General features: G+C 55.6%; 15 protein-coding genes and 1 pseudogene. 7 read left to right on the forward strand and 9 right to left on the reverse strand.

Going from position 1 to position 25,030, the window contains the following annotated elements:
* Positions 1-145 precede the first annotated feature (145 nt).
* The 8 genes from FW760_RS03400 to FW760_RS03435 form a co-directional block, all read right to left on the reverse strand.
* On the reverse strand, positions 146-2,329 hold the full coding sequence (locus tag FW760_RS03400) for a DEAD/DEAH box helicase (RefSeq protein ID WP_229590263.1): 2,184 nt from the start codon (positions 2,327-2,329) through the stop codon (positions 146-148).
* Positions 2,330-2,372: 43 nt separating this feature from the next.
* A complete protein-coding gene (locus FW760_RS03405; RefSeq protein WP_229590109.1) occupies positions 2,373-3,668 on the reverse strand; it encodes an ATP-binding protein in 1,296 nt (431 codons plus the stop codon).
* Positions 3,665-6,085 carry a tellurite resistance TerB family protein gene (locus tag FW760_RS03410; protein ID WP_446443584.1) on the reverse strand — a complete coding sequence of 807 codons (2,421 nt, stop codon included), beginning with the start codon at positions 6,083-6,085 and terminating at the stop codon, positions 3,665-3,667. Before FW760_RS03410 ends, FW760_RS03405 begins: the two co-directional genes overlap by 4 nt.
* Before the next feature lie 949 nt (positions 6,086-7,034).
* Positions 7,035-7,436 (reverse strand): helix-turn-helix domain-containing protein, encoded by a 402-nt coding sequence (locus tag FW760_RS03415; protein ID WP_017135676.1) that lies wholly within the window; start codon positions 7,434-7,436, stop codon positions 7,035-7,037.
* 642 nt (positions 7,437-8,078) lie between these two features.
* On the reverse strand, positions 8,079-8,396 hold the full coding sequence (locus FW760_RS03420; RefSeq protein ID WP_446443585.1) for a hypothetical protein: 318 nt from the start codon (positions 8,394-8,396) through the stop codon (positions 8,079-8,081).
* Positions 8,397-8,476: 80 nt separating this feature from the next.
* Positions 8,477-10,441: a DUF3732 domain-containing protein gene (locus tag FW760_RS03425; RefSeq protein ID WP_181127115.1), complete on the reverse strand. Its 1,965-nt coding sequence runs from the start codon at positions 10,439-10,441 to the stop codon at positions 8,477-8,479.
* Positions 10,438-10,926: a three component ABC system middle component gene (locus FW760_RS03430; RefSeq protein WP_017135679.1), complete on the reverse strand. Its 489-nt coding sequence runs from the start codon at positions 10,924-10,926 to the stop codon at positions 10,438-10,440. The genes FW760_RS03425 and FW760_RS03430 overlap by 4 nt, the downstream gene beginning before the upstream one ends.
* The gene (locus FW760_RS03435) at positions 10,923-12,185 is read right to left on the reverse strand and encodes an ABC-three component system protein (RefSeq protein ID WP_446443586.1); all 1,263 of its coding nucleotides are present in this window, start codon (positions 12,183-12,185) and stop codon (positions 10,923-10,925) included. The genes FW760_RS03430 and FW760_RS03435 overlap by 4 nt, the downstream gene beginning before the upstream one ends.
* A 547-nt stretch (positions 12,186-12,732) precedes the next feature.
* On the opposite strand from FW760_RS03435, the gene FW760_RS03440 reads away from it, so the two are divergent.
* From FW760_RS03440 to FW760_RS03455, 4 genes are all read left to right on the forward strand, one after another.
* Positions 12,733-14,658, forward strand: a complete 1,926-nt coding sequence (locus FW760_RS03440; RefSeq protein WP_207239196.1) for a DUF4209 domain-containing protein — start codon at positions 12,733-12,735, stop codon at positions 14,656-14,658.
* A gap of 207 nt (positions 14,659-14,865) precedes the next feature.
* Positions 14,866-15,798 (forward strand): hypothetical protein, encoded by a 933-nt coding sequence (locus tag FW760_RS03445; protein ID WP_131696322.1) that lies wholly within the window; start codon positions 14,866-14,868, stop codon positions 15,796-15,798.
* A gap of 128 nt (positions 15,799-15,926) precedes the next feature.
* A complete protein-coding gene (locus tag FW760_RS03450) occupies positions 15,927-17,270 on the forward strand; it encodes an RES domain-containing protein (RefSeq protein WP_446443587.1) in 1,344 nt (447 codons plus the stop codon).
* Positions 17,271-17,451: 181 nt separating this feature from the next.
* A complete protein-coding gene (locus tag FW760_RS03455) occupies positions 17,452-18,144 on the forward strand; it encodes an ImmA/IrrE family metallo-endopeptidase (RefSeq protein WP_207239198.1) in 693 nt (230 codons plus the stop codon).
* A 126-nt stretch (positions 18,145-18,270) separates the two neighbouring features.
* Here the strand turns inward: FW760_RS03455 and FW760_RS03460 are convergent, their stop codons facing one another.
* Positions 18,271-18,636: a histone-like nucleoid-structuring protein, MvaT/MvaU family gene (locus tag FW760_RS03460; protein ID WP_123728179.1), complete on the reverse strand. Its 366-nt coding sequence runs from the start codon at positions 18,634-18,636 to the stop codon at positions 18,271-18,273.
* 257 nt (positions 18,637-18,893) lie between these two features.
* Between FW760_RS03460 and FW760_RS03465 the strand changes: the two genes are divergently transcribed.
* From FW760_RS03465 to FW760_RS03475, 3 genes and pseudogenes are all read left to right on the forward strand, one after another.
* Positions 18,894-22,838, forward strand: a complete 3,945-nt coding sequence (locus FW760_RS03465) for a YobI family P-loop NTPase (protein ID WP_210076561.1) — start codon at positions 18,894-18,896, stop codon at positions 22,836-22,838.
* A gap of 263 nt (positions 22,839-23,101) precedes the next feature.
* Positions 23,102-23,417: pseudogene (locus FW760_RS03470) on the forward strand (hypothetical protein).
* A 217-nt stretch (positions 23,418-23,634) separates the two neighbouring features.
* On the forward strand, positions 23,635-24,777 hold the full coding sequence (locus tag FW760_RS03475) for a hypothetical protein (protein ID WP_207239200.1): 1,143 nt from the start codon (positions 23,635-23,637) through the stop codon (positions 24,775-24,777).
* Positions 24,778-25,030 lie beyond the last annotated feature (253 nt).

Below are 25,030 nucleotides of genomic sequence, written 5' to 3' on the forward strand. Positions count from 1 at the left end.
GACGATATAGCAAATGGCCACGATCTTTTTTTGCCTCGCTGCAGGTGCGTTGCGGGCGCGGCATTCCTTCGCTCGTGGGCTACCGGGGGCGGCCACGAAGCAAAGAAGGTGTCTATAAAATCCGGGGCGATTCATGGTGCAATCGCTATTCCTCTCTCGGCGACTCCAGTGTAAGGAGTCGAGCTGTGGTGACCGCGGCTTGGAGATCAAGATGGCTTGAGGCGAACGACTTCATGAGGAGCGGGCGGGGAAGGGCCCAATCCCATTTCTCTCGGATCATGTTTTCGACATTTTCCAAGATCGGCTCTACGTTCGAGATGTCCATTTGAGCGACCATCCGCAACGCTCGCAATGTGTCCTCCGCGCCGAATGCAACTTCCAGGAAAAGCCCGGTGTTTTCACACTGAATGCCCACATGCCTGAGCAACAAGGCCAGCGCATCGTTGGTGTAATCCCCTCGCCAGGTTGCCACATGGCTTACGCTGGCAGAGCCAATAATCGCCGCGCCACCCAACCCGAGAGCGCGGAAGTTACTCCGAGCCTCGTCTAGGAGCGCTTGAGCGTGTTTGTCCAGGAAGGGGCAGGATGTGGTTTCCATCAACACGTTTCGCATTTCAAGCCTGACACGATCATCGACCTGGGCACCAAGCCCATCAAACTGAGGGGGCTCGCCGCCCCGCGCCGGTGTGACCACGATCACCTTTGCTTCGAGGTCGACATCCTGAACCTGCCAACGCCTTCCGCCGAAGATGATGCGCTGTCCCTTGGTCAGGGGTTTGCTGACGGGCAGCGAGCCAAGTGGCTTCCCATCCCGGAGCAAACGAAACTCTTCATCGCTTGTGAAAGCGGTGTAGAACTCATAGTGGTTGATCAACCGCTCCCCGAGTTCGCCTGGTAGCAGAAGTCCTGAGCTGTCCTGGACGATCAATTCCTTCTCACCCATACCCTTGAGCAAACCCAGGAAATCAGGCTTGGTGACGCTCGCAAAACTGCCGCTTGCGATGAGATTTCCCCATAATTGCGCCGCAGAAGCACCGCCGAGCTGAGCAATTGAGGATAGGCACTGTTGCACCAGTGTCGAAGCGTGTAGCCCTCCCGATCGAGGTGGCTCAAACCATCCACTGATCAGCAATCGGATCATGGCGACTGTTTGGACAAGGCCCTCACGTAACTGATCGGAGAGATCCGATTTATCTGTTAAAGGGCGCTCCCGGCAGTACGTCCTGAGCATCGCAGGCTCACCGGCGCGGCGACCCGAGCGGCCAAGCCTTTGCCTGAGACTTGCCACAGAGGGTGGACAGCCGATCTGTGCGACCGTCCTGATGCTACCGATGTCTATACCCAGTTCCAGGGTGGTAGTGCATACGGCAGAAGCTGGAGGATCTCCCGCTTTCAACGCCCGCTCGGCATCCTGGCGTAGCTCCTTGGACAAGCTACCGTGATGCGGCCAGAACTCGTTCGGAACACCATCGTTCTCGCACAGTGAGCGCAGACGGTCGGCAAACCATTCAACCTCTTGGCGCCTGTTGGGGAAGATCAGGTTGTTATGCCCCCTCAGCACCTTGTACAGGTGACCTGCGATAGCCACTTTGGTACCTGAGGTGTCTTCCTTCTCTGCGCCTTCATCTGTTGACGCATTCCCCGGGTGTTCCACCACCAGCTGCTGCATGGGCTGCTCAATGTAGCCACGCACCTGTACCTGGAGCTCTTGGCCAGAGGACTTTGACTCAATAACCGTGATGCCATCCGGGCACGCTGGCCTCAGGAACTTGCGGGCCAGCGACATCTCCCCAAGCGTCGCCGAAAGCCCTACACGGGGCAGCGTTCTACCCACGACGATTTCAACCCGTTGCATGAGCGATTGCAGTTGCTTACCGCGCTCACTGCCAATGAAGGCATGAAGCTCATCGACGACTATGTAGCGCAGGTTCTGAAAAGCACCAGGTAAACTCGAGCCTCTGTTTACGAAGAGGGCCTCGAGGGACTCCGGTGTGATCAGCAAGATGCCCTCAGGCGATTTCAGAAACCGTTGTTTCTTGCTTGCGGCCACATCACCATGCCAAGCAACGACGGGCAGTTCGAGCCTCTCACATAGCCGGCTAAGCCTGTCCCACTGGTCGTTGATCAGCGCCTTAAGCGGGCTGATATACAGCACTGCGCCGGCGGTCTCGCCATTGTTGAGCAGGTTGGTCAGGATAGGAAGGAATGCGGCCTCTGTTTTACCTGCGGCAGTGGACGCTGCAATGATCACATCGCGATCAGCGCCCACCAATGCCGGTATCGCCCATTCCTGGGCATCACGTAGAGTCGTCCACCCCTGTGACCAGATCCATTGCTGAACCTCGGGGTGTAGACGTTCGAACGAAGAAGAGTCAGAGCTTGAAGCTGGCGAGCTCATCGTCGGCCTCAACTTCTAGATCTTGCTGCCCGGCCTCATCCTTGGCCAGCTCTACGGCGCCCAGTAACGTTCGCCAGTCCGCTGTAGGGTTTTGCTCGATCACCGCGAGCAGGTTGATGAACGCTGTAATGGTCGTGCGCGGTGTCCGGAAATATGCTTCGCCCAAGCGCTGATTACAGTGCGCCATGAAAGCGGGGATGGCTTCATCCGGCAGCAAAAACTTCTCAGGCTCACCGTAGGCGTATACGTTGCGCAACTTCTGCAGCAATACGTAGAAGTCCTCAGGCGTCAGGCTGCTGAGCCGAATGACAGGCCCGGAAAGGTCGACCAGGCCAGACTTCGCAAAGCTGTTTTCCGCGAGGCGCGATTGCAGGGCAGGGTAGCTGTAGAGTCCCCGACGAGTATCCATCAGAAACTCTGGTGTGCCGCCCAATACAAAACCCAGACCTTCAGCGGAACCCTGCAGTGAATCGTTGAGGATGCGCAGAATCTGTTCGTAATTGGCATTCCGGGCTTGGGTGTTTGCTAGTTTGTACAGGTTGACCAGTTCATCCAGGCAGACCATCAAGCCGCCGAAGCCAGCCAGGCGCACGAACCGTGACAGTAATTTCAACTGATCGTAGACAGAAGCATCATCGACGATCGTCCGCACGCCCAGTGCAGCGCGGGCGTCGGTTTTGGTGGAGAATTCCCCGCGTAGCCAACGGATGGCGTCAGCCTTGAGCTGCTCGTTACCTTCCTCGAAGCCGCGGCAGTAGGCGGCAATGACGTCGGCAAAATCATACCCATTGACCATCTCGGTGAGCTCTGCCAGATACTCACGAATAACCGCCTCGCTCTCGACACCTTTGGTCTTGGCTTCCGTTTTGGCCTGGGAGATGAACTTCTCAACGATACCCTGCAGAGCGCCGCCTTCTGGCTTGGTGCGGGTGGCCATGTTTTTGGCCAGCTCCGAGTAAAGTGAGCGCGCTTGGCCACCTGAAGCGTGAAGCCGGCGGTCTGGATTCAAATCGGCGTGCATGGTGACAAGCTTGCGCTCCATGGCGATGCCGCGTACTAGGTTCAGGAAGAAGGTTTTGCCCGCGCCGTACTCGCCAACGACGACGCGAAAAGCCGAGCCGCCATCCGCGAGACGATCCACATCTTTGAGCAGCGAATCGAGTTCACCCGCTCGACCTACCTGGATGAGATGCTGCCCAACACGGGGCACTACGCCCGCACGCAGCGATTGAATGACCGCGTCGCGATCCTTGGCTCGTATCTTACTCATAGGGCTAGCTCATCCAGAATGTCGGGGTTGATTTCGATGGGATCATCACCTTCGGTCACGGGCATGTCGAACAGCTCAAACGCTGTCTCGTTGATCCGCTCCAAGGCGCCATCCAGCATCAGTTCCATATCACTGGCTGCGTCTTCCAGCTCGGCACGACTCCACTCAGCCCGTGACACCAGAAGCCGAAGGAACGCTGAGTGCTCGACGTCCAAACCATGTACGGTAGCAAGCTGTTCGGCGGTACTTTCTTCCTGCCGTTGGGGCGCCTCGGGCTCCAGGGCGCTAGGCGTCTCAGTCAGCGACTCTTCATTAAAAACGCTGGCCAGGAGCGCCGACACCTCTGCCGTTTCTTGTTGCAAGCGAGCGACCTTGGCCATGTCCAGTGCAAAGCCAGAGCCAGTGCTTTCCGATGTCTGTGTCGCAGTGGTCAGAGCCGCAGTCGCAGTCAATGCCTCCGGCCCCTGGGAGGGACGAACAGCTGCACTGTGGAGGTCGCTGTAGACGAACTGCGGATCGAGGGCGAGCGATTTGTATACGCGCTCAAGGAGCTTAACTTCCTGTGGCGTCACCTCGCCATCCGCTTGTGCGAGGTGGGCCAGGAAGCTGGCAATTTTCCGCTTGGCCTCGATCGTCAGCGGCTCTAGTTTCTTCTTGAGGCTTGCCAGTGTCGGCGGTTGTTTCAGTTGAATCTGGAGGTGCGCCTTCAAGCGTTTTCGATGCGCGACGCAGAGGTGATCCCATGAGTCAATGTGGCCTGACAGCAGACTCACCTCCTCTAGCGAGGTGTCACCGTCTGCCGCAGCCACTGCACTGGCCAGGTCTAAAGTCACTGCTGCAGCACTGTAAGCATCGGTCGATCGAAGAGTGCCTTCATCAGTGTCCGCTGCGAATAACGCGATGGTGTCTTCTGCCTTAGGCGTACGGCTGCCAGAAAGCACGTCGGGCTCCAATCCGATTCGCTTGCTTTCCAAGGCCCGGGCGAGCGCCACGACTTTGTCGCGGGAAAGCACGCCGGCGGATTTGAAACGGCCTGCCAGCTCAGCGAAACTCATGCAGATGTTTTCGCCGCCGACGCGTTGTTCCAACTGTTCGAGTTCTTCTTTTGCTTCAGCAGGCCAGAGTTCTGTTGGCAACTGCAGGATGGCTTCCAGGCTATCTCCAGCATCTGGGTTGCGCCCCAGATATCGACTGTAAGCGTCAAGAACGGTGGTGCATTCTTCGACAATAACCTGCAGCTTGTTACGCGTTCCTGAGGTTGCCGCGACATCGGGGAGGTCGCCTACGGCCGCTGCCGGGATGCTCAATCCGGAAGAGGCGGGGCGATAGGCAATCTTTAGCTTGGTCTTGTTCTGAGGCAGCACAATGCCATTGGGATACCGCTTTGCGAATTCGTTTTTGAAGAGCGCTGCGAATTGCTCAGGACAACGGGTCACAGGTGTGCGCCTGGAAATGTTGGGCTCTGCGAGCGCCCAGGCCAATGCCCAGCTCGGATTGAGAGGGTATTTATCCACGGCCATCTGACCCAGCGCGACTCTCAGTGACATGGGCAGCTCGTACCCATCTGCGGCACTGGCAATCGGTTCACTCATATAGCTCTGAGGCTGAACAGAACCCGCGTCGATATGGGCGAGAAAGCGGGTAGCGTAGCCGCGGAAAGAATGGTTGTCGCCGTAGAGACCAAGCAAGCGTTCGACCTCGGCCTTGATGGCAGCAATCTCTGCCTTAGCCTGAGGATCGCTCGGTGCATCGATCAGCGCGCGGCGTTCCAGCCCGTAAAAAAACAGGAACACGTATCCCGCATCCGCAGGCTGGCGGCGACCTCCTGCCAACCATTGCAGATACGCTCGCCGCGCCTCAGGCGTGATGCTTCGGTAACTTGGCCAATAGGGCATCTGCCGCTCGGTAAGGCTCATGGGTGAGCGTGCGACTCGAAGCGTTGCATCAATCAGGGACGGTTCAGTCTGACCGAACTGGGTTGCCCGCTCGGTGATGTAGAGCATTCCACCCGGGATAGCCAATCCGGCCACGGTGATGGACTCACCTTCTGCAAGCCAGCGAACGCCCATGGGCTTTTCACTTGGCTTTGGGATGGCGTAGTTCTGACTATCGCTGGACGAACCGACTTGGACAGTATGGAAGTCTCGCTCGCGGGTACTGGTGCCGAACTGGACGGTGAGACTGGGGGAGGTTGCCTGTCGAGATTCAGCGGCGATCTCCGCAACAATGTCATCTTCAGGCGCGTAACGCTTTGCCTGGGTGGCGCGTCTGACGGCCCATACCAACGCACTTACGCCCAAGATAACTCCAAGGGCGATCCACGCTTGCTTTGGAACTTGCGCCAAAAGGGCAACAACGAATAACAAGGCGTACAGAGCGATCGGCCCGCCGCCGCTCCCTTTGCGCTTCCGTGGCATATGAGTATTCCGTACAGTTGGTAATGGCCAGATGACATTCTTACGGATTTCACGAGGCGGGCCAAGCGGAACAGACGAAGGGAGCGCTGGGGCGAGATTACTTAAACGGATCCCCAACAAAGCCATCTGCTTACAAGGCTATGTCAGGGCTGTGTTGCGGAGGTGAATGGATCGTGGCGCTGCTCTTCATACGCCTAATTCTCAGTGAGACCATAATCTTGGTAGCGTCTCGCGATGGGTGATTAAACCCAAGAGTACATATGTACTCCTTCGCATCTCTGGCGCCTCAACTGGTCGATTAAGGCGGCTTTCGACGACGTCTCTTCTGCACTTCAAATAGCGTCTTCCAATGCAGCGATTAGCGCCTCCAAAGCCTCAGCCAGGCGGGCGTCTTAACGGGTATCTCCGCTGTCAGGAACAAACTCTTGGCAGTGTCGTAGCAGTGCGTCGCGGTCGTTACGGTTCAGATCAAGCTGAATGTGCATGTTCGGAAATCCCTAGATGGTAGAACTGCACCCGACCCCTAGCGCTCAAGCGCGCTTTGGTCGAATATTGCGCGCCGATTGGAAGCGAGGAGGACAGGGCATTGAAGGTTGAGCAGGAAGCGCAGGTGTGGTTGTGCGCCGCTGAGCACTATCGTGATTCTCTCATGGCGATAGTGGGTGATGCAGTCGCCAGCTACCGCCGTAAACCGGGCCTGGACAGTCTGACTCGCATCTACAAGCAAGACGTTGGCACGTAGCGTTTGCAGTGCTTGAGCGCGTCCTGCCCAGCGCGGATTTGCCGCGCACCGACAGCAGCTACGTCCCTGCCCGGGAACAGTTACGGTCACATGTGATTTATCAGGTGCTAAAACGCCTTGTAGAAGAGAAGGCCGTTCCAGTTGAGCTTACGGATATCCTGTTTCCGATTGACCTTGGACTCTGACACTCGGCGATCGCAACCTCTGCTACTCGGCAAAGCACAGTTCAGCTTGCGATGACGGGTAAATAGCCTTGTGCCGGCGTGCCGATGAGGGCTTTGTTATGCAGATCGGAGTCGCTGATGAGACTACCAGGCCGCTGAACGCGCCATTGGTCTCCAGATCTGCAACTTCAGCTTTCAGCTGCTGTACCAGGGTATCAATTGATTGACCGCTCTCTACGCTCAACGTCAGTGTGAGAAGGGTCAAAGGGCTGAGCCCCATCGCATCACCTATCGCAGTCAGCTTCTCTACCGTAGGGCTTGATCGGCCGTGTTCCAGCTTCAGCATGTAGCCACGGCTGCTCGCTAAGGCCATATCTTTATGCGTCAACCCGCGGCTAATGCGCATCGCTTTCAGTACAGTGGCGAAAGCTGCTTTCAGCGACATAGATTCTCCTGGCCAATGTCAGGCGAGAAAGGCCCGCAAACTATTTTCAGCGGAAGTACCCGACGTAGAGCATCTGACAGTACCACAGAGACCTTCCCGCCAGTCTCAACGACGAACCTGTTCAGGCCGGCATCGGAATAAGCCTGCAGCTTTCCCGGCGCGGAGTGCCCGTGACCATCGCGCACCGCAATCTAGTTGTTTTCACTGATTAACCTTATGGAGTCAGTGACTTTCTCTGTATTTCAACTATTTCCCTGCATGCTCCCTTGAAATTTTTTTCGCGAGACGGAGTTCTATATTTGAGGACAAGAAAAAAGCGAGTGGTGTGCAGCCGCAGGTGATCTGCAAGGTTCACACGCGGTTTTGCCGGTTCGGTTTTTGCTTTTGAAGGTTTCCAGATTTGGTCTCGGTTGCCAGGCTCGCATCTGCATTGCCCCGTAGGGGCTGAGGGGGAGATCGCCTTCTTCGCAGCCTTTGGCTGCGCTTATGCTTTGAATACAAACAAACGCGCTGTTTTTTTAAAAAAACTGAGCGGCTCCAGAGTTTCCAGCACGTGGAGTCCGAACACACTCATTCATGATGCCTGATCCTCAGCTAGCCATGTACTACGAGGTCAGGCATCGGCGCATAAGCAAACCTCGATCAGTCTTCGTACGAATCCGTATGACTCTGCTCAATCCGACCATCGCGGATCAGTTCTATGGTCATCTTGTTGCGGTCAGGCTTCATCTGGCCAGGGGAACTGGTATCCCAGGATTTTATCGCGAGGGTGACTTGGGCCCGGGTGGAGTCGGTGTACCCGTATTGGTACTCCAGCGTCGTGACGTCTCCGTCCTTTTCGCCTCCAACCATCCCGCCAGCTTCCGCTGCAGATTTGACTATCGCGAAAGACTCTCCCGCGACTGAGCGGTCAATCGCTTGCTTCAACTCATCAAACAACTGTTCTGCTGAAAGGGTCATGATTCATCCATTATCGAAAAATGAAGGGGTTGATTGGTGAAACCTGCCTCCCTTTATTGGCCAAGAGAGACAGCCGGGGCTCACTCGCCCGCTGGGCTCTTGAGCGGCCAGTCCTCAGGTACCAGTGCTGGTGGCTTGCTCCAGGGTTCTTCCACGAGCGACTTCTGGAACCAGTCGTCGCGCAGGTTGGCGTGCTCAGTCACGATAATCTGGAACCCAGGCACGTCCTCAACCGCGAACTTGTAGAGCAGGTTGAAGAGCTTGCGCACCGAGTCCATGTCGGCATCCGACTGTTCAGTCGTTTCGACTGACCCATCCACGGCTTTGTAGACCTCCTCAGATGGAAAGTACACTTGTGTGGGCTGGTCGATCATAAGGAACCGAGGCATGGGGCTCTTGCTCTCGGCGCAGTACCAGTGAAGGGCCAGCAGCGCAGATAGATGGTAGGCGAGATGGTTTTCAGCACCTCCCGTTTTGGACATCGGCACCTGTCGCTCGGGCCGGTCAAACACTACCGTGAGACGCTTCAAATCAAGTCGCGCGGGAAGATTGCAAAATTCGGACTTGAAACGTTTGTTGTAGACGCCCATCTGGGCAGAAATGCTGTTCAGGATCGAGGCCAGGCGATCGTCGACATCGATGCCTCCCAATGCTTTCTCGAGCTCCTTGACCCGAAGTTCTTTACGCCGATGTTCAGCTTGTTGCTGCTTCAAGGAGTTATCCGGAACGTAGCCTTCCAAGAAGAGGCTAACGCGGCCGACCACGTATTTGGCCGCGTCGCTTTGCTTCTGGGCTTGAGCCAGCAGCGTATTCGCAGCGATCACAGCTGCTAACTCAGCTTCTCGTTCCGTGATGAGCTGGTTCGTGTCTCGCAGCCGTTGCGTTTCCTCTGCGAGGTAATCCTGTAGGTGAGGACGCTGGCCCAGCACCGTCTGCATTTCTACTTCAAGGGATTTGAGCTCACTGATCAAAGCCTTGGCAATGGGTGTGTCCATACCCAGGTTTTTTTCTGCGAAAGGCCACTGCCATTCACCGGTTGCAGTGTTCTTGGGCAAGGCTTTGATAGATGCCAAGCGGTCAATTTGCTCAACAGCCTCGCGCTCGAACCCACCTGCTCTGCGCTCAAAGTTTTGCGCTGCTTCGATCTTCGACTTGATCTCGCGCCGACCCTTACGAAGTTTCGCCAACTCCAGCTCTAACTTCGGTGCTTTATCTTCGGCTTGAGGCTGCATCGCGGCAGGCACCCACTGTCCAGCCATGCGGAGCGCCACTAGAATCTCTTCAATCTCACCGGCATCATGATCGGCTGGCAGAATACCGACGGCTTTGGCTTCGGCCAACAAGCCAACGGCCATATTGCGGCTGTTGCCGATCACCTGCTTAGACTGATCGACTAGCTTCGCATGGGCTCTCAGGTCACGCTGTGCGGTTCGCAGTTTCGTCTGCAGCTCATACCGCTCATTGGTTGAAGCACCCAGTAATATAGGCAACGTGTCCTTGATGGCCTGAGGTTGAAACGCCTCGCTCTGACGGTAAAAAAGCTGATCTTTACTGGTGACCAGGCCCTGCTTTTGGAAGAGGTAGTAATAAGAATGCTTGATAGACGCTTCGTAGCTGACCCGGGTGTGTTGCTCAGCCACCTCTGTGCGGTTCTCTGGGATACCTAGCTGGCGGGAAAGCAGAGAGGTGACTGCGATGTCATCGGTATTGGCGATCAATTCGGCAAAATCGGGCGGGGCAACAAATTCTCCCGTGCGCGTCATTGCCATCCGGCAGCTGTCACCGCCCCTCGGAGGCGCAGGCTTTGCCACCAGCACTTGTACATCTTCGAATTGGTAGATCACCGCGAACCAGGACACCTTGTCCCGAATCACACCTTCGGCCACGTTAAATTCAGAGCGGCCCATGCAATATTCGATGATGTCGGACAGCGCCGATTTACCAGTCGAAGAGCGCCCAGTGATCACATTGAGACCATCGATCTCGAAATTCACGTCGCGGCGTTGGCCATCATGGCTGTAGATGTGGATGGAGCTGATTTTCATGGTCGTATTCCAAATGCCGTGTAGACCGTTACTCTGTCCGCGATTCGGGCAAACTCTTTGCCGAGCAAAATGGCCGTCTGCTGACATTCCATTGATTCTTTTGTGCCGTCGACGGTTGCCTTAAGCCGGCGGGCCTTGGGCAGCAGACGTCCCTCTGCAGTGGCTTCAAAACAGTCCGATTGGTGCGCAACCCCAAAGGCCTCGAATGCGTAGGGCATCATCTCTGTGACACGCTCTGGGAAACCAATTAGCAATTGCGGGTGTACCGAGACCGCCTTGAGCAAGTAGCTTCTGGCATATTCAAGAATTACCGTTCGCGATTCTTCATGAAGCGCCAGTGGCAGTATCAGAAGTGACAGTGAAAACGGCATACCCCGCGGATCTATAGTTGTGTACGCCTTGATCGAGCGCATCAGAACCACCGCGCAGAAGGCCGGGTTGAAAAGGTTTTTGGTTTCAAACGGACGCTGATCCCATCGATTCATTCCGACTCTCCTGAGCCGTCAGTAAGGCGATCCAAGAGTTGTGGATGCCAGTACACGGGAGGCGTCGGGCGTTTATTGGCGAGGATTTGGTAGCTACCTCGCACCACGTAAGGGGCCGTAACACGGGCTCGAATCTTAAGGTGCTCCAGTTTTTGAGCCTCGACCTCTGCCCAAGTGTATAGCTTCTTCCCAGCAGCCACGAGACCGGACTCAGATCGGTCTTTCTCAACCACTTCCAATGCGTCATCAAAGATGATGTCCCGGTGTCGCTTCCACTCCTTGGTTAGCCGCTCCTCGTAGGCTTCGATTTCTCCGGCCCCTGTTAAGCGCTGGCGCGCCCAAACCGATCGCTGTTCGAAAGCCTGGTAGTAATCGAGTATTGCGCTCCTAACCCGGCCTTGACTGAGCTGCAGGTGCCGTAGCTGGACGACAAACAGGCGGTTATCGGCTGCCACTTCAATTGGCGCTTCGGGCTCAGCGTCTTCAAAGGTGATGGGCAGGTTATCGGCGCGATACTCCTCGCTGAACGCATGGAGCCTCTCTGATACGTCAGAACCGCAGATCGGATTAAAGTCAGGGTCACACAGCATTTGGATGATCAAGTCGTTCCACCATCCCTCCAGGCGCTCGAAAACCGCGTCTCGATGCTCAGGGCGGATTGCGCGCATTTTTTGGCCTTTGATTAGCGCCGGAAGGTCTTGAATCCGCGGAACGTCGTCGACGATGGAGATCCTGGAGACAAAGTCTTCTTTCTCGGCGTCGGACAGGCTCGAGAACAGCACCTTCACATTCCCAAGTGTTTTGGATTCACTGGTGTGCAGCGTGGCATCCGTCACTTCCCATACGCTGGGTAGAGCGTTGGTCGTGTCGGCGCCATGGAGAAAAAATTCCAGGAACGATCCGGGTGCCACAGTTGAGGTGGTGAAAAGAAAAAACTGGAAGTTCGACTCGATGCGCCCATTGGCGTTGTATCGAGTGAGCCAGATATTGACGGACTTCCAGAAGTCGATGGACAGGTCATTCAGCCGGTCACCTACTGCCTTATGTTTCAGGGATGCTAGGGTTTTTATGCCCGAGGCGTCTTCGAAATCCAGGTCATCTTCTTTTTCGATGAGAATCGCAGTGTCTTCTAGCAGATCCAGCGCTTGATATAACGCAAAGCGGGGCTGAAAAATGTAGCCCAAGCCTTGTTCTCGAGCACTGTAGCGGTCAGCGGCAGCCTTCTGGCCTTGCTGAGGATCAGGTATCGCAGAACTCATGATGCGGCCCATGGTTGGTGAGCAGTAATGGGAAGGAGAGGGTGGAGCAGCGTCCGTCCCTCCATGCGGGTCACCGTGAACCCCACAATCTCGGGAAAATGCGCTGGAAAGTCCGCCAGCGTAGAACGACGTGCTGACGAGTCATCGATCAGCCGTTTCGAATCGAATGGTGTGCAGAAACATGCCATCAGTGAGAGGTGCTGGCGGGGAGCGTGGTGGCGCCGAACGTCGTAACTGACGAGGTGACGGCAAGTGATGCCGGGCGAACTCTTAGGTAGGTAGATTCGCGGGCACTGGACTACGGTACGCGAGGGGAGTGCCCGCCGTGCTTCGCCGCTGTTTCTTCCTGAAACTGTCATTCCCATCCCAGATCGTTCGTGATCGTCGAAGTTTTTCGCTGGGCTATTCTGATCTGCGTAATGGCAAATGGCAATTATTGGCTTAACCGCCGAATGAGCTACTCGTAATCAACAGCCATGGATAGCGGATATGATCACGCTCCGAGCGCGTGTGCCGCTCTAAGTCGCCCCCCTCATGAGGATTAGCTGTGTCGCTAGAGTTCTATCGTTATCCTGAAAGCACGCCCCTGACCCTAGAGGCACTACACGCAGTCGACCTCGCCACCGTACTCGAGGGTGTGGCAGCTCGTTACGAGGATATATGGCGTGCACTAGCTGACGCCGCGAGAGCAAAGTTGGCTAGCGAGGAGTTCGCCCAGGCCCGGGTGCTTTGGCTCCTGTCTGACCTCTGCTCCATGATGCTAAACCCCTCAAATCCGAATGAGCCCCTCAGCCCCTTCGCGATCCTGAAGGACAAGCGGTCACTGGACATTACCGATGTAACGGGCGATGAGCTCGACTTCCTCGAAGCCGTGACCGATGAGCTCAGTACTGGCCTCGTGAAAACTCGCGTTGCAGAAGTCCTCTGGATCATACCGGGACGGCGTCACATCAAGCATGCCCAGGCGGCGCTTGCGGGATACCAGACAGTGCCGCTGGATGACGACACTTGGTGGCGCGGCGGCGAAGATTGCTGGGGTCGTGCACTAATGCTGGCGCCAAGGCTGGGGAAGGCCGGCAAGGAAATCGCAGAACAACTGTCGAATCGTTTGTTCGAGGCACTCGACCAAGAATTTGACGCCCCGTCCCCCATGCTGGCGCCAATCGCTACCTTGATACTTGAGCATCGCGTGGTGCACAGCCAAGCAGCAGATCTGCCGTCCAGATTGGAAAAAGTCGGCCGGGATTCAGAGCGCAGTGGCCATATCCTACGGGCTCGACGTTGCTATGAGTTGAGCATGGACGCGTACCGCGCAGCTAAAGACCCTGTTTCATCGGCACGCATGACAGCAGCCATGGCCAATACGTGGGTGGCAGAAGCGGAGGTGCTTGGTGATGGAGAGGGCGCGCAGCCGCTGATCGCGCTGAACAACCTCGAGAAGGCATTACAGATCTACAGAAAGGTACCGCAGCGATTCAGGGGTCAGCTTGGCATCACCGAGCTATTGATTCGATTGCCTCAACGCATCGCAGATGCAGGCAATCGTGCGGTGGGGATGATGCGCGTGATCTCGACGCCGCCTACAGATATCTCAGGCTTGGTTAGTGATGCGTTGGAGAAGGTTTCGGGCAAGTCCCCGGTTGAAGCTCTCCGTGCATTAGCTGCGCTTTATCCATTTGCCCAGAAAGAGGCCGCTCGCCAAGCAGCCTTGAACACGCTGCGCGTAGGGTTGATCGGTGCGCTAAGTGAAGCGACATATCTCGACAAGGGTGGGCGTGTGATCGCTAAGACCAAACCTATGTCATTAGGCGCTGAGCCCTCGCAGGATAATGAGGAGCGCGTTTGGGCAGAAATGGTCAAAAACCACGCGCTCACACGCAACCTAACCGTGCAAGGCGGCGTGATTCCAGCACTGGGCGTTATACAGCGGGAACACTGCTATAAAGAGCAGGATCTGGTTGAACTTGCCAAAGCGTCGGCCTTAGTACCGCCTGATCGGGCGCACATGGTCGGCAAGGGGCTGTATTGGGGAATGACGGGTGATTTCGGCATGGCAGTGCACTTCCTAATCCCCCAACTGGAGAATATCGTCCGGTTTCATATGAAAGGAGCGAGGCTGAAAACCTCCAACACTGACTTGGAGGGTATCGAGAACGAGAACGGCCTGAGCACGCTTCTAGACGTAGATGGCGTCGATGCAGTATTCGGTGGCGACATCGTGTTCGAGATGAAAGCTTTGTTCTGCAGCGCGTTCGGGCCGAACCTGCGAAACGCGTTCGCTCATGGCCTGATGGATGATGACGATTTTTACTCGGCGGACGCCGTTTACGCTTGGTGGTTCATGTTGAGATGGGTAGCCATGGCGTACTGGGCCCAGTCTGCGTCAAACCGTCAAGCCGTTGCCGAGGATCTACTCTCTACGGTAGAAGGCGCGCCGGCAGTTACTGGCGAACCTGAGACAGATGCTTCTTAATATCTGCGAACCCCAGGCGAGGGTTTGGTCAGGAAACAGACCAAACCCTCTACCAACTTCACCTTTCCGATGACACCATGTTCGACCAAGGTATTAGCTAACAGCTCTAGGTCAGGCCTTGGCGCTCCAAACACCGCGCGTTAGTCTCAAGCTTTTGCGTTGAGGCTGCAGATGCGAACGAAGCGAAGGATCACCCGGGCATACTGTGTGGATTTGGCCAAAGAATTAACCATTGGCGGTGCTCATCAGGCCTATTTCAACCAAAACCAGCCACGTAGCCGTTTTCTGTTCCAGTGCTCATCACCGGAATGCAGGGCGCTCAAGGTGGTGCCAAAAATCACAGCCGTCAATTACTACATCCACCCGACCGAAAAAGCGCGCGTCAAATCTCCGCATTACAAAGACAACGAGCACTATGACCATCATGCGGACTGCGAGTGGATGCTGCCAGATGAGGACGAAGGTAGCGATGCGCCGTTGCCCGGAGAGACTGAGTTACAGACCCGCACACGCTTGGCAAAACGCCAACTCACTTCGGTAATCGATATCTTTGTTCCCCCGACACAGCCAGAACAACCCGTGGTACGTCCACCTCGAGCCGCACCAGGCGACGAGGACGAGGCAGGAGCTATTCGTCGACGGGGCGGTGGCGGCGCAGAAGGCACCCGATCCGATCGGAAGCACCGAAGCGGTGACCTGCGTGAGCTAGTGGATTACTACCACGACACACGCGAAGCCTTGAAAGACCTCTTTCCCGAGGTAACGATCAACGTGACAGGGCGTGGTGAAATACCGTTGCGTTCGTACTTCAAGAAGGTGGCTTGGGCCAGACCTGACACTGCAGGATACGTCTACAACGGCGGTGGCCGGATTGAGCCGCGTGAAGGGGCCGGCTTCGTATTCAACTTCTATGACAAGGTTACGGACAAAGATGCCTCTCTCCAGGTCTCTGATGAGGTCATGACTCAGCACCGATCAAGGCGCTATGTGAATGAAATTCTCGATCAGGCACGGCTGGTAAGGTACTTCACGTTCTATTTCCTCGGCACCTTCACCTATCACGAGGCCAGCGACACCATGGTTGCACAGGTTACTGACCTTCGCTGCCTGGCGATTGACTTGGGGCCGTTGAGGAACTGAGCTTCAGTAGAGATGGCAGCTCCTAACCATTGGCAAGGGCGGCACCCGATGGGGTAAATGCTTAAATCAGCGAGAGGCCTTCGCCTAGACGTAGATAGGCGCCGTGTAATGCAGCAAAGGAGCAAGTGATGCGTCAAGTGGTGTGTACCGATTGCCTTACCGAAACCTTCCTGCAGGATCATGCTTCGGAGAACGATATCAGCGAGTGTGACTACTGCGACCGAGAGCTCCCAGTCATGGACATGGATGAGCTGGTGGAACTCTGCGAAACGGCAATCCACGCCTCGTTCCGTGAGGTTCAGCAACCGAATTCAGTGATTCATCATGGTTACCTACCGATCGGTGAAAGTCTGTATGACGTGCTGGAGCGCATGCTGGGTTCCGATGAGCCCCTGCTTTCTGACATCCATGAGCGCTTGCTCGACTCTTGGAGTTGTCCAGATGATGACGATCCTTGTTTCGAAGAGGAAACAGAGGCTTCGTCCGAGTTGACTATCGGTTGGCGGAAAATGGAGCACAGCTTGAAGTTCGAATCGCGGCTGGCAAATCCCTTGGTGGGGTCAATCCTGACAATGGTCTTCGACGGCATAGAAGATCTGCGCTCGGTGGACGACCGGTCAGCCATTGTGATCGCAGGCCAAGGTTATCCAATCTCGTCATTCCAACGGGGTAGGGTGTTTCAGGATGAGCAGAGCATGGAGGAAGCGCTGACTCACCCTGAAAAGCATCTCGGCCCGGTACCAGGAGGCAAGGGATCTCCTGGCCGAATGAACGCCAAGGAAATTTCGGTTTTTTACGGCGCAACAGATGACCACACGGCAATTGCGGAGGTGCGCCCTCCGGTTGGCAGCATGGTAGTTACCGCGCGGTTCGACGTAATCCGGCCTCTGAGGCTTCTCAACCTGAACGACCTGGCTTCAATGCGTCCGCATCGGGGGTTGAGCTACTTCAATCCAATTCGCAGGAGCCTCACCGAACGCTGCGCGTTTCTGAAAGACTTACAGCGCCAGCTGACGATGCCAGTTATGCCGGACTCGGCGGAAAGCGGGTATCTGATCACGCAAGCTATTGCCGATTTCCTTGCAACCCATGAAAAGCTGAATCTCGACGGTATCTTATTTCCCTCTGTGCAGGTGCAACAGGATACGTCACCGGGGCAGAACGTCATTCTTTTCAACAAGGCCAGTGGGGTAGAAAGGCTCGAGGACACACAAAAGGCTGAGTATGTGAGTCTCTGGGAACCGGATGAAGATAGGTTGGTGTATTACCCAGAGTACTGGGAAGCGGAACCTAAAGACTCAGATCAATCCTCCCGGTACGTCCCTCTGGTACCTCCGCCGGAGCCAAGCCTACGTCTAGCTCGAGACGGCATTGTGATTCACAAAATCCAGGGAGTCCGCTTCAGCACAGAGATCGACCCAGTCCACTATGTTCCTTGGTCGCAGGACAGGAAATACCATGGGTTTCGATAGCGTGGCTGGTTCCTAACGAGAGCTCGGATCTTATAAGGGATCTCGGAACCCATCGGAGTTTAGCGGGCCAGTACCAGCCGTACCGTTCATCGGCAAAACCTATATATTGGGTTAGGCACATATTGAAAGCACTACATATTGGGCTAAATTGTGTTTGAGAGCCTACATCTGGTGTTTTGCCATGAACGAAGCCCATATCGAGAAAGCAGCGACCGATCTGCTCATGCAGATTTACCGTGATCGCCGTTACCTGTGGCCAGATCAAGATGTTCCGCCGATGATGATGCGCAGCCCCCGGATCGCTGCCATGGTCTGCGGCTACGACTACCATGAGCATCCCACCCTGGGAGACACCCATTTCAATCGGCACAACACCGGTACTCGTATCGCGGGCCTGATTGACCGTCAATCGAACAAGATCGCCGTCGCGACTGAGTTTGGTGACAAAGTCCAGCTCTTCACCGGCGCGCATGAGATCGGCCATCTTGTACTCCACGAAGACACTGTCATGCACCGCGACCGCGCTTTTGACGGCAGTATTCTGCAGGCACCACGTGCACCTGCAGAACGACAAGCCGATCGCTTCGCCGCCTGCTTCCTCATGCCTCAAAAACTGGTGAGGGAACGGTTCGAGTTCATGTTCTGCTGCAAGGGCCAATTGCGCTTCAGCGACGTGATTGCCTATCACCTCGACCCCAACAATCCGGATCGGCTTCTCTACTCCCCGAAAGAGTCGGGAGAACGTGAGCTGGCGCTGGCGCGATGCACCCGATTTAACAACCAGCACCTAGTGTCACTGGCCCAGCAATTCGGTGTCTCGGACTCGGCGATGGCCATCCGGCTCAAGGAGCTGGAGTTGGTACGGTGGCCTTAGAGCGAGCAGGGCACCTGGAGCGTGCAGTAGGCGGGAGTTGTAGGGGCGCCCAGAGAGGCATCACTGTTCAAGGTAAATAAAAAAGGGGCCTTTACGAAGCCCCTTATCTTTGATCATGAGGATTTATTACGCTAACCAGCTCTCGACTTCGTCGGCACCATGCTGGCTTTTCCACTCTTTCAAGGTCTTGTGGTTACCACCCTTGGTCTCGACGCGCTCGCCCGTATGTGGGTTCTTGTAGACCTTAAGCTGACGGGGCTTGCGGCTGGACTTTTCAGCCACAGCGGCTGGCGCACGTCGACTGGCAGATTGTGGGTCAAGAATGGACACGATATTGCGCAGGCTGTAGCCATACTCCGAGAGCAGGCTACGGAGTTTTTTTTCAAATTCGATTTCGCGCTTAAGGCCATCATCGTTTTTGAGGGTCTCAAGTTCGGCCAGCTGAGCAGCCAGTTGTTGCTCCAGGGCACGGAATTCGGCGAGTCTGGACATTTGATACTCCTGTATATGGTGCGTCGAGTATAGGTGTGGGGCTACAGGCCATCAATGTGCGGATCGTGCAGAGGTAAGCTAGGGCTTAGCTCTTGCCTGGTGAACAAAGGGTTCGCAGGCGAAGATGGCGGTGAGCTATCATCCCAAACCTCGTATCAGGCTCACCGGAAGTTCACCTTCCCGCTCAGACCCAAGATCGATCATTCAGTCTTTGGCAGATGAATGCCTGGTAGCCGCCAGCCTGCTTGGAGACACGGATGTTCATTCGCTTGCGCGCCATCTATCACCGGGCATTACATGCCTATATCGTCTGGAACAACGAGACTCGCCGCAAGCTGGCCGCCCTGAAGCGATACCCTTGCGCGGTCGTCGCTGCTTATAAGGCCGCATATGCGTTCTTGGCCATACCTACTCATGAAAATCTGTTCCAGCCGCTAACCCCTGTGCTCATTGAGCCTGCGAAGATACAGCGGTATGAACGTGAGTTATTGAACGGTCTGAGGAACGATCAAGTCAGGAACATCGCTATTACGGGGGAGTACGGGGCAGGGAAGAGCAGCGTGCTTCGCACCTTCGTCCACCGCCACCCAGAGTTTGTCTACGCGTTTGTTTCGTTGGCTACCTTCGGCAAGGATAACGAAATCTCCGGGGCGTCTGAGCTTGTTAGCGATACCGACGTGGCCTCGGATTCTTCGCGGCCCTCCGAATCCTCCACCAAGGCAGGGCAGGAATCTAAATCCGAGGCAAACAAGGCTGAATCCGATCTCGTTGCTCGGATCGAGGAGACGATCGTCCAGCAGCTCCTGTACGCCGTCCCAGCAAAGACGCTTCCCAAGACCCGCCTCAAGAGAATCGATCAGGCTTCCGGCCTGAAGATTTGGTGGAAAACGCTCTGCTATGGCGCCCTCATTTTGGCAGCGCTGAGACTCTACGTTCCTGTGGCAGAAAAGCTGCCGAAGATCGAACCGACTTGGCTCATGGAATGGCTGCTGTGGATCCCGAGCCCGCTGGCCGTCGGGGTCGCAGTGTTAGGGTGCGTACTCCTGCTACACACATGCCTGAGGCTGGGTTCGCTGTTTAGTATCGATGGGTTGACGCTCAAAGGTGGCAAACTGGAGACCACCCACCATGGCTCCGTCCTGCATAAAAATATCGATGAGATCATTTACTGCTTTGAGCGCAGCAGCATTGACGTGGTGATCATTGAGGATCTCGACCGGTTCGGCATCCATGACGTGTTCACCCGATTGCGAGAAATCAATTTCATCATCAAGCAATCACCTCAGGTGAAACGCCCCGTCTATTTCGTCTACGCGCTGCGCGATGAAATGTTCGTCGTCGGCGAGAAAACTAAGTTTTTTGACCTCATCGTCCCAGTGATCCCCGTCATCAACTCGGAAAACTCCCAAGAAAAGATGATGGAGCTGCTGAACCATCGAACCTTCAAATCTAAACCCTTGGGCGAACATCTCGACCGTCGACTGGTGGAGACGGTCTGCTACTACATCGATGACCTCCGGCTGGTGAAAAATATCGTCAATGAATTCGATATGTTTTCAAATATCCTTGCCAGCGGCCTACGTCTAGAGCCAGACAAGCTGTTTGCGATTGTCGCCATTCGAAATCTGCATCCCGGCGCGTACGCCGACCTGGTCAAACGCCGAGGGGCGATTTATGGCGTCATCAAGGGACTGGCTGCCTGGAAAACCCAGGAGAACAGCGCCAATGCCAAGCGACTTGATGACTTGCGGCGTGAGCGAGATGACCGGGTCTTCGAACTGGCCAACAATGTCACTGAGTTGAGGGCCTACGTGTGGTTCACGCTTCTTCGACTGACCGAAATGGACACGGCAACCCATGTCCTAATCACTGGTACCCAGTACACGCCAAAGCAGTTCGTGACCGACGAGGTGTTCGACGTATTCATGAATCACGCCGGGCCCCTCTCAATGGTTGTCTTGGATCAATTCGGGCGGGCCAGAAACCCATCTAGAAATGTCTCGAAGGCTGAGCTGCTCACCGCTACATCCTATGAACGGCGCCATGCTTTGCTTGGGCGGCGACTCAGCACAATCGCGGACGAAATCGCAGCGGTGCAGAAGCAATCGGATCAGGTCATCCGGATGTCCTTCAGTACTGCCGTCAAAAAAGGCTATGGGGAGGTCGTAAGAAACAAACTTCCAGGCTTGAACGTCGTGAGCTATCTGATGCTGCACGGTTTCCTCGACGCCGACTACACGGACTACCTTGGTTATTTCTATCAAGGTTCGCTGACACCTGGTGACAAAGATCTGATCCTTTCGCTGAGACGTGGTGTGCTGCCTGAGGTATCCACGCCTGTCGATAGCCCGAGTACCGTGCTGGAGAAGCTTAAGAGCGACGAGCTCGACGAGGGCAGGGGGATCATCGTCGATTTGATCGCCTGTCTCAGCGCCCGACCAACCTCGTTCGCCACTAACTCAGCAGATGCCCAGCTAAGCCACATACTTAAGAGCGGCCTCAACGAACACCCCGAACGGATGGCTGTCGCTGTACGGGAGCTTTTGAACCGAGCAGAAGCGGGTGAATTTATCCGCGCCGTGTACCGGCTCGAACCCAGACTGTTTCAAAGCCTTTTCGACGCTAGGGGCACGGGGGACGCTGGCGGCGTGTTTGAAGGAAGCGAGGCCCGTCAGTCCCTCGTCAAAGTAATCGCCGACAACCTGTTAGGATCCGACTTTAAGACCCTTGCCGATGACGCTTCAACGGATCTGGTTCCTACAATCGATTGGCTGGAAGATGCATCACGACTGATGCCAGGATTAGAGAGCAATGTGGGAGCTTGGGCGTGGCTAAGGACTTACCCAGTCCAGTTTGCCTCACTGGGCCATATGATGAGTCTCGCAGACCTCGAAAGGCTGATCGAATGGCGCTGCATCAAGATCAACCTGCCAATGCTATCGCTGATATGCGCGAAGTCGGAAGCTGGGCAGCATTCTAAAGACGCCAAATCCGAACCTGCAGATGTGGGCATCGTGTCTCTGCGTAGACTGCAGGCTTTGGGCATCAATGGACTCGGTGATTATCTGCTATCTCACGCCAATGAGCTCGGTAGCGCATTGCTAGGTCAGTCTGCTGTCCTGGATGAATCAAGCGATTCCTTGGCCAGTTTACTAGCAGAACTGGACACAGATGACGACCTGACAAATCGACTCTTCGATCACACGACCTGTGACTTGCACACTCTCAATGACACCCCAAGACATCTTTGGGCAAAGGCACTTGAAAGTGATCGCCTGGTGGCCAAAGCTGACGCTGTGTGGGTCTTTTTTGAGAAACTCATTGCGCCAGACGGCCATGTTTCGGGCGAAGAAATCGGATCGGAACCCACAACGGTGTTCACCGCCTTCATCACTCGGAATGCATCGGCTCTCAAGGGAACGCTGTGGCAGTCAACGAGCGCAGACTGGGCGCTGCAACAGTATCTTCTGAGCTCACCCAGCATCAGTAATGACGTGCTCAAGGTATTGCTCGATGGAGTCGTGCTCCAAGATCTATCAATGATCAATGCGGTCTTACCAGCGGGCCGCTGGGTCATGCTGGTGACCTCATCATTCCTTCCATACAGCTCGGAGGTCAGGAACATCGTATTGAGTACTTGCCCACACCTCGAAGGCCAGTACCTGGTTGAACGGTGGGATCTAGCAAAAGCCGAGGTCGATATAGGCTCGCTCCGACTCGACTCGATGCTCACGCTGAGCAGAAGCAAAGCGTTGCCACTCACACTGAAAATTCAGATGTGGTCAGGGCTTAGCCTGGAGACGATTGAAAGCAAACCCGAAGCGGTTCCTGAGCTCGGCCGTGTATCTGCGCTAGCCAACCAAGCTGGCGAAAGGTTTGCTGATTCGCTGACGCCTGTGCTGCGACATCTGGTTCGCAACGCAAGCCTCATCCCGGAGCATCGCTCTGAAATGCTGACACAATGTCTTCCAGGGATGAAGTGGCCAGACGTTTCAGCAGCTCTGGCGTTGCTCGACGATGAGGACTTCAAAACCGTGAGCTCGAAGGTCAAGAAGATCAAGGTAAGAAACACTGAGTCAAATCAGAGGTTGGTGGGCGCGATGAAATCTGAGGGGTACCTGGCAACGGTGACACCAGAGGACGACGTCATCATCGCAACTACCAGGCCTTCATCCATGACGACTGAGGGCGGGTGGGTATAGGCGTTTTTTGCCAGCAGTGTGGAAATGCCCTGGTCACTAGTGAAGGTTGTCAGGGCCGAGGAGACCGGGATAGTGACGGAGTACAGATGTACCCCTAAGGACTGATGAGAAGTCACCACCCCCGTCTTGCTCATTGAGTCAGCGTGGCTTCAAGCACTTTATCGATTGACGATTAACGCCATGTAGCGATCCGTGTATCTCTCCGGTGCAGCTTGTGAGTCGTCTGTGATGTCTTTGAAGTATCAGCTCACGAGATCTGCTTGATGCGCCATACGACACCAGACGGTCGCTACTTCGTAGCCAAAGGTCAGTTATGGCGCTGCAGCAATCCCGCGCTATCTGATGACCAGCGCCAGCAGTTGGTGCAGATGCTGATGGAGGCGCGGAGAACCGTCAAAGTAGCGAAGGCAACAAATCATGCAGATCAGATGCGCACCGCTCGAGCAGAAGTAGATCAGGCGAAAAGGGCACTAGGGGAGAGGCCCGGTATGGTGGAGCGATGGCAGCCCTGACTACAACCGCCACAAGGCTGTTAACACGCCCTATGCTGAGTGGTACCGCTCACTGCCCGAGCCGTAGGGATCATGCGCGCAGAGGCACAGATTTTGAGCCCACCTATTGCTTGACGCTCGCCGCTACTAGTTCCGCGATGCCTTGCCGTACGGCATCGATGTTGTCGTCGAGGGTCGTCAGAGCACCATTCACATTTCCCACCACACTGCTTGCTCCTCGATCACCAACCCATTATCACTGAGCTAAGATTCTTCAAACTTATGACCAAGTGCATCGAGGGGCTATGGCAGTTGTGTTCTTTCTACCGTGGGTATCTGCTGCCAAAGAGATGCGAATCGCAGATCTCCGCTTGATCCCTTACGAGCGAGGTCGACTTCCGGGTGAATTGCTGGGCATACCGCAGGAAGCTTTCGACGGCGTACTAGGCAACTACGGCGACCGAGGGTTCGGCTCTCAGACTTCACAGCCGATCCAGCAAGCCGCGGTTATAATTTGGGACGAAGACACACCGGGCCTTGAAGCCTCGGATGCCCAAATCCAGCAGCGACTGGTTCAGTGTTCGTATCTCGCATTCTCTGCCTTGGTAGGTCGGTCGTTGTGCTCAACTTCCGACTACTGCAACGCCGACACACTCCAGGTCGTTGCGCAGCGGTTTGATGTCGCGTCACCGGCTCATTCCTGTATGACCACGCGCCGGCGTGACGGTGGAACACAAAACATGCTGGCGGGTAGGGGAGGGCTCAAGTTCATTCGGCCGTACCACGTCGACAACAGCTCGCGGATTACGCTCGACATCCCACTGCTTGAAGCACTACTCAAGCTACCTGTTGGGGAACTTAAGGAGCGTATCGACGAGGCGGTCGTTTCCTTCCTCAGAGCCAATACCGATGCGTCATCCATAGATGAACGATCCGAACTGATCCTGATGCGGGTCGCCACAGACACACTGCTTGACGTTCCGCATGACAAAGCTGCCTTCCGCAGAGCCATCAACGAACACTTCGATGAGCTACCGAACCCGCCCATCTGGCATAAAGGGAGCCTGGACGAACAGTGGTGGTGCAAGCACTGGGACAAGCACGTAAATCGCCCGCTCGACGCCTGGGTTCACGATTTCTGTGCCGCTCGTAACGCCGCAGCTCATGGCCCCGCAAATGGTGAGAAGGGAAGCATCTGGCCTCGCCATAACCACCTCATTTTCTCCGCCTGGTTGCTGCCGCTGATCGTCAAAAAGCTACTTGCCCAAGCCGGTCTTTACGAGTTCACCGCCGAAGATAAGGTCGCGAGGGCGGGCTTTGAGGCCTTTCTGGCGCACGATCTGCTGGCCTTCACCGACAAGGATGAGAACAAGGTTTGGTGGCAAATAGCCGAGTCTGAGCTTTATCTGCCTCTGTTTGCTGAGCGATTGCAGCGAGCATGCGAATGACGAAAGTATGGTGTTGTGGACTTGAGTCAAAGCGTGCCGATACGCAGTGGGAGACGGGGAGGGAATCCGGGAGAGAAATGAAGATCTAGCTTGAAACCGCCCTCGACTCGGTGTGTAAACCAATTTTTTGATGTGTAAACCACCCCGCTTTACACGTCAAAAAACTGATTTACACATTTCCTGAGACGCCGGCCTCAGGCCAACGTAACCACCTGCAGGGATCGTAGTAATAGGCACGCCTGAAACTGGCACC

Source organism: Pseudomonas sp. 1176_21, from assembly GCF_052850635.1.

Coding starts and splice junctions, on each gene's coding strand:
- FW760_RS03405 (WP_229590109.1), bottom strand. CDS start 3,668: ATGAGTAAGATACGAGCCAAGGATCGCGACGCGGTCATTCAATCGCTG.
- FW760_RS03410 (WP_446443584.1), bottom strand. CDS start 6,085: ATGCCACGGAAGCGCAAAGGGAGCGGCGGCGGGCCGATCGCTCTGTAC.
- FW760_RS03415 (WP_017135676.1), bottom strand. CDS start 7,436: ATGTCGCTGAAAGCAGCTTTCGCCACTGTACTGAAAGCGATGCGCATT.
- FW760_RS03420 (WP_446443585.1), bottom strand. CDS start 8,396: ATGACCCTTTCAGCAGAACAGTTGTTTGATGAGTTGAAGCAAGCGATT.
- FW760_RS03425 (WP_181127115.1), bottom strand. CDS start 10,441: ATGAAAATCAGCTCCATCCACATCTACAGCCATGATGGCCAACGCCGC.
- FW760_RS03430 (WP_017135679.1), bottom strand. CDS start 10,926: ATGAATCGATGGGATCAGCGTCCGTTTGAAACCAAAAACCTTTTCAAC.
- FW760_RS03435 (WP_446443586.1), bottom strand. CDS start 12,185: ATGAGTTCTGCGATACCTGATCCTCAGCAAGGCCAGAAGGCTGCCGCT.
- FW760_RS03450 (WP_446443587.1), top strand. CDS start 15,927: ATGCGTCAAGTGGTGTGTACCGATTGCCTTACCGAAACCTTCCTGCAG.
- FW760_RS03455 (WP_207239198.1), top strand. CDS start 17,452: ATGAACGAAGCCCATATCGAGAAAGCAGCGACCGATCTGCTCATGCAG.
- FW760_RS03460 (WP_123728179.1), bottom strand. CDS start 18,636: ATGTCCAGACTCGCCGAATTCCGTGCCCTGGAGCAACAACTGGCTGCT.
- FW760_RS03465 (WP_210076561.1), top strand. CDS start 18,894: ATGTTCATTCGCTTGCGCGCCATCTATCACCGGGCATTACATGCCTAT.
- FW760_RS03475 (WP_207239200.1), top strand. CDS start 23,635: ATGGCAGTTGTGTTCTTTCTACCGTGGGTATCTGCTGCCAAAGAGATG.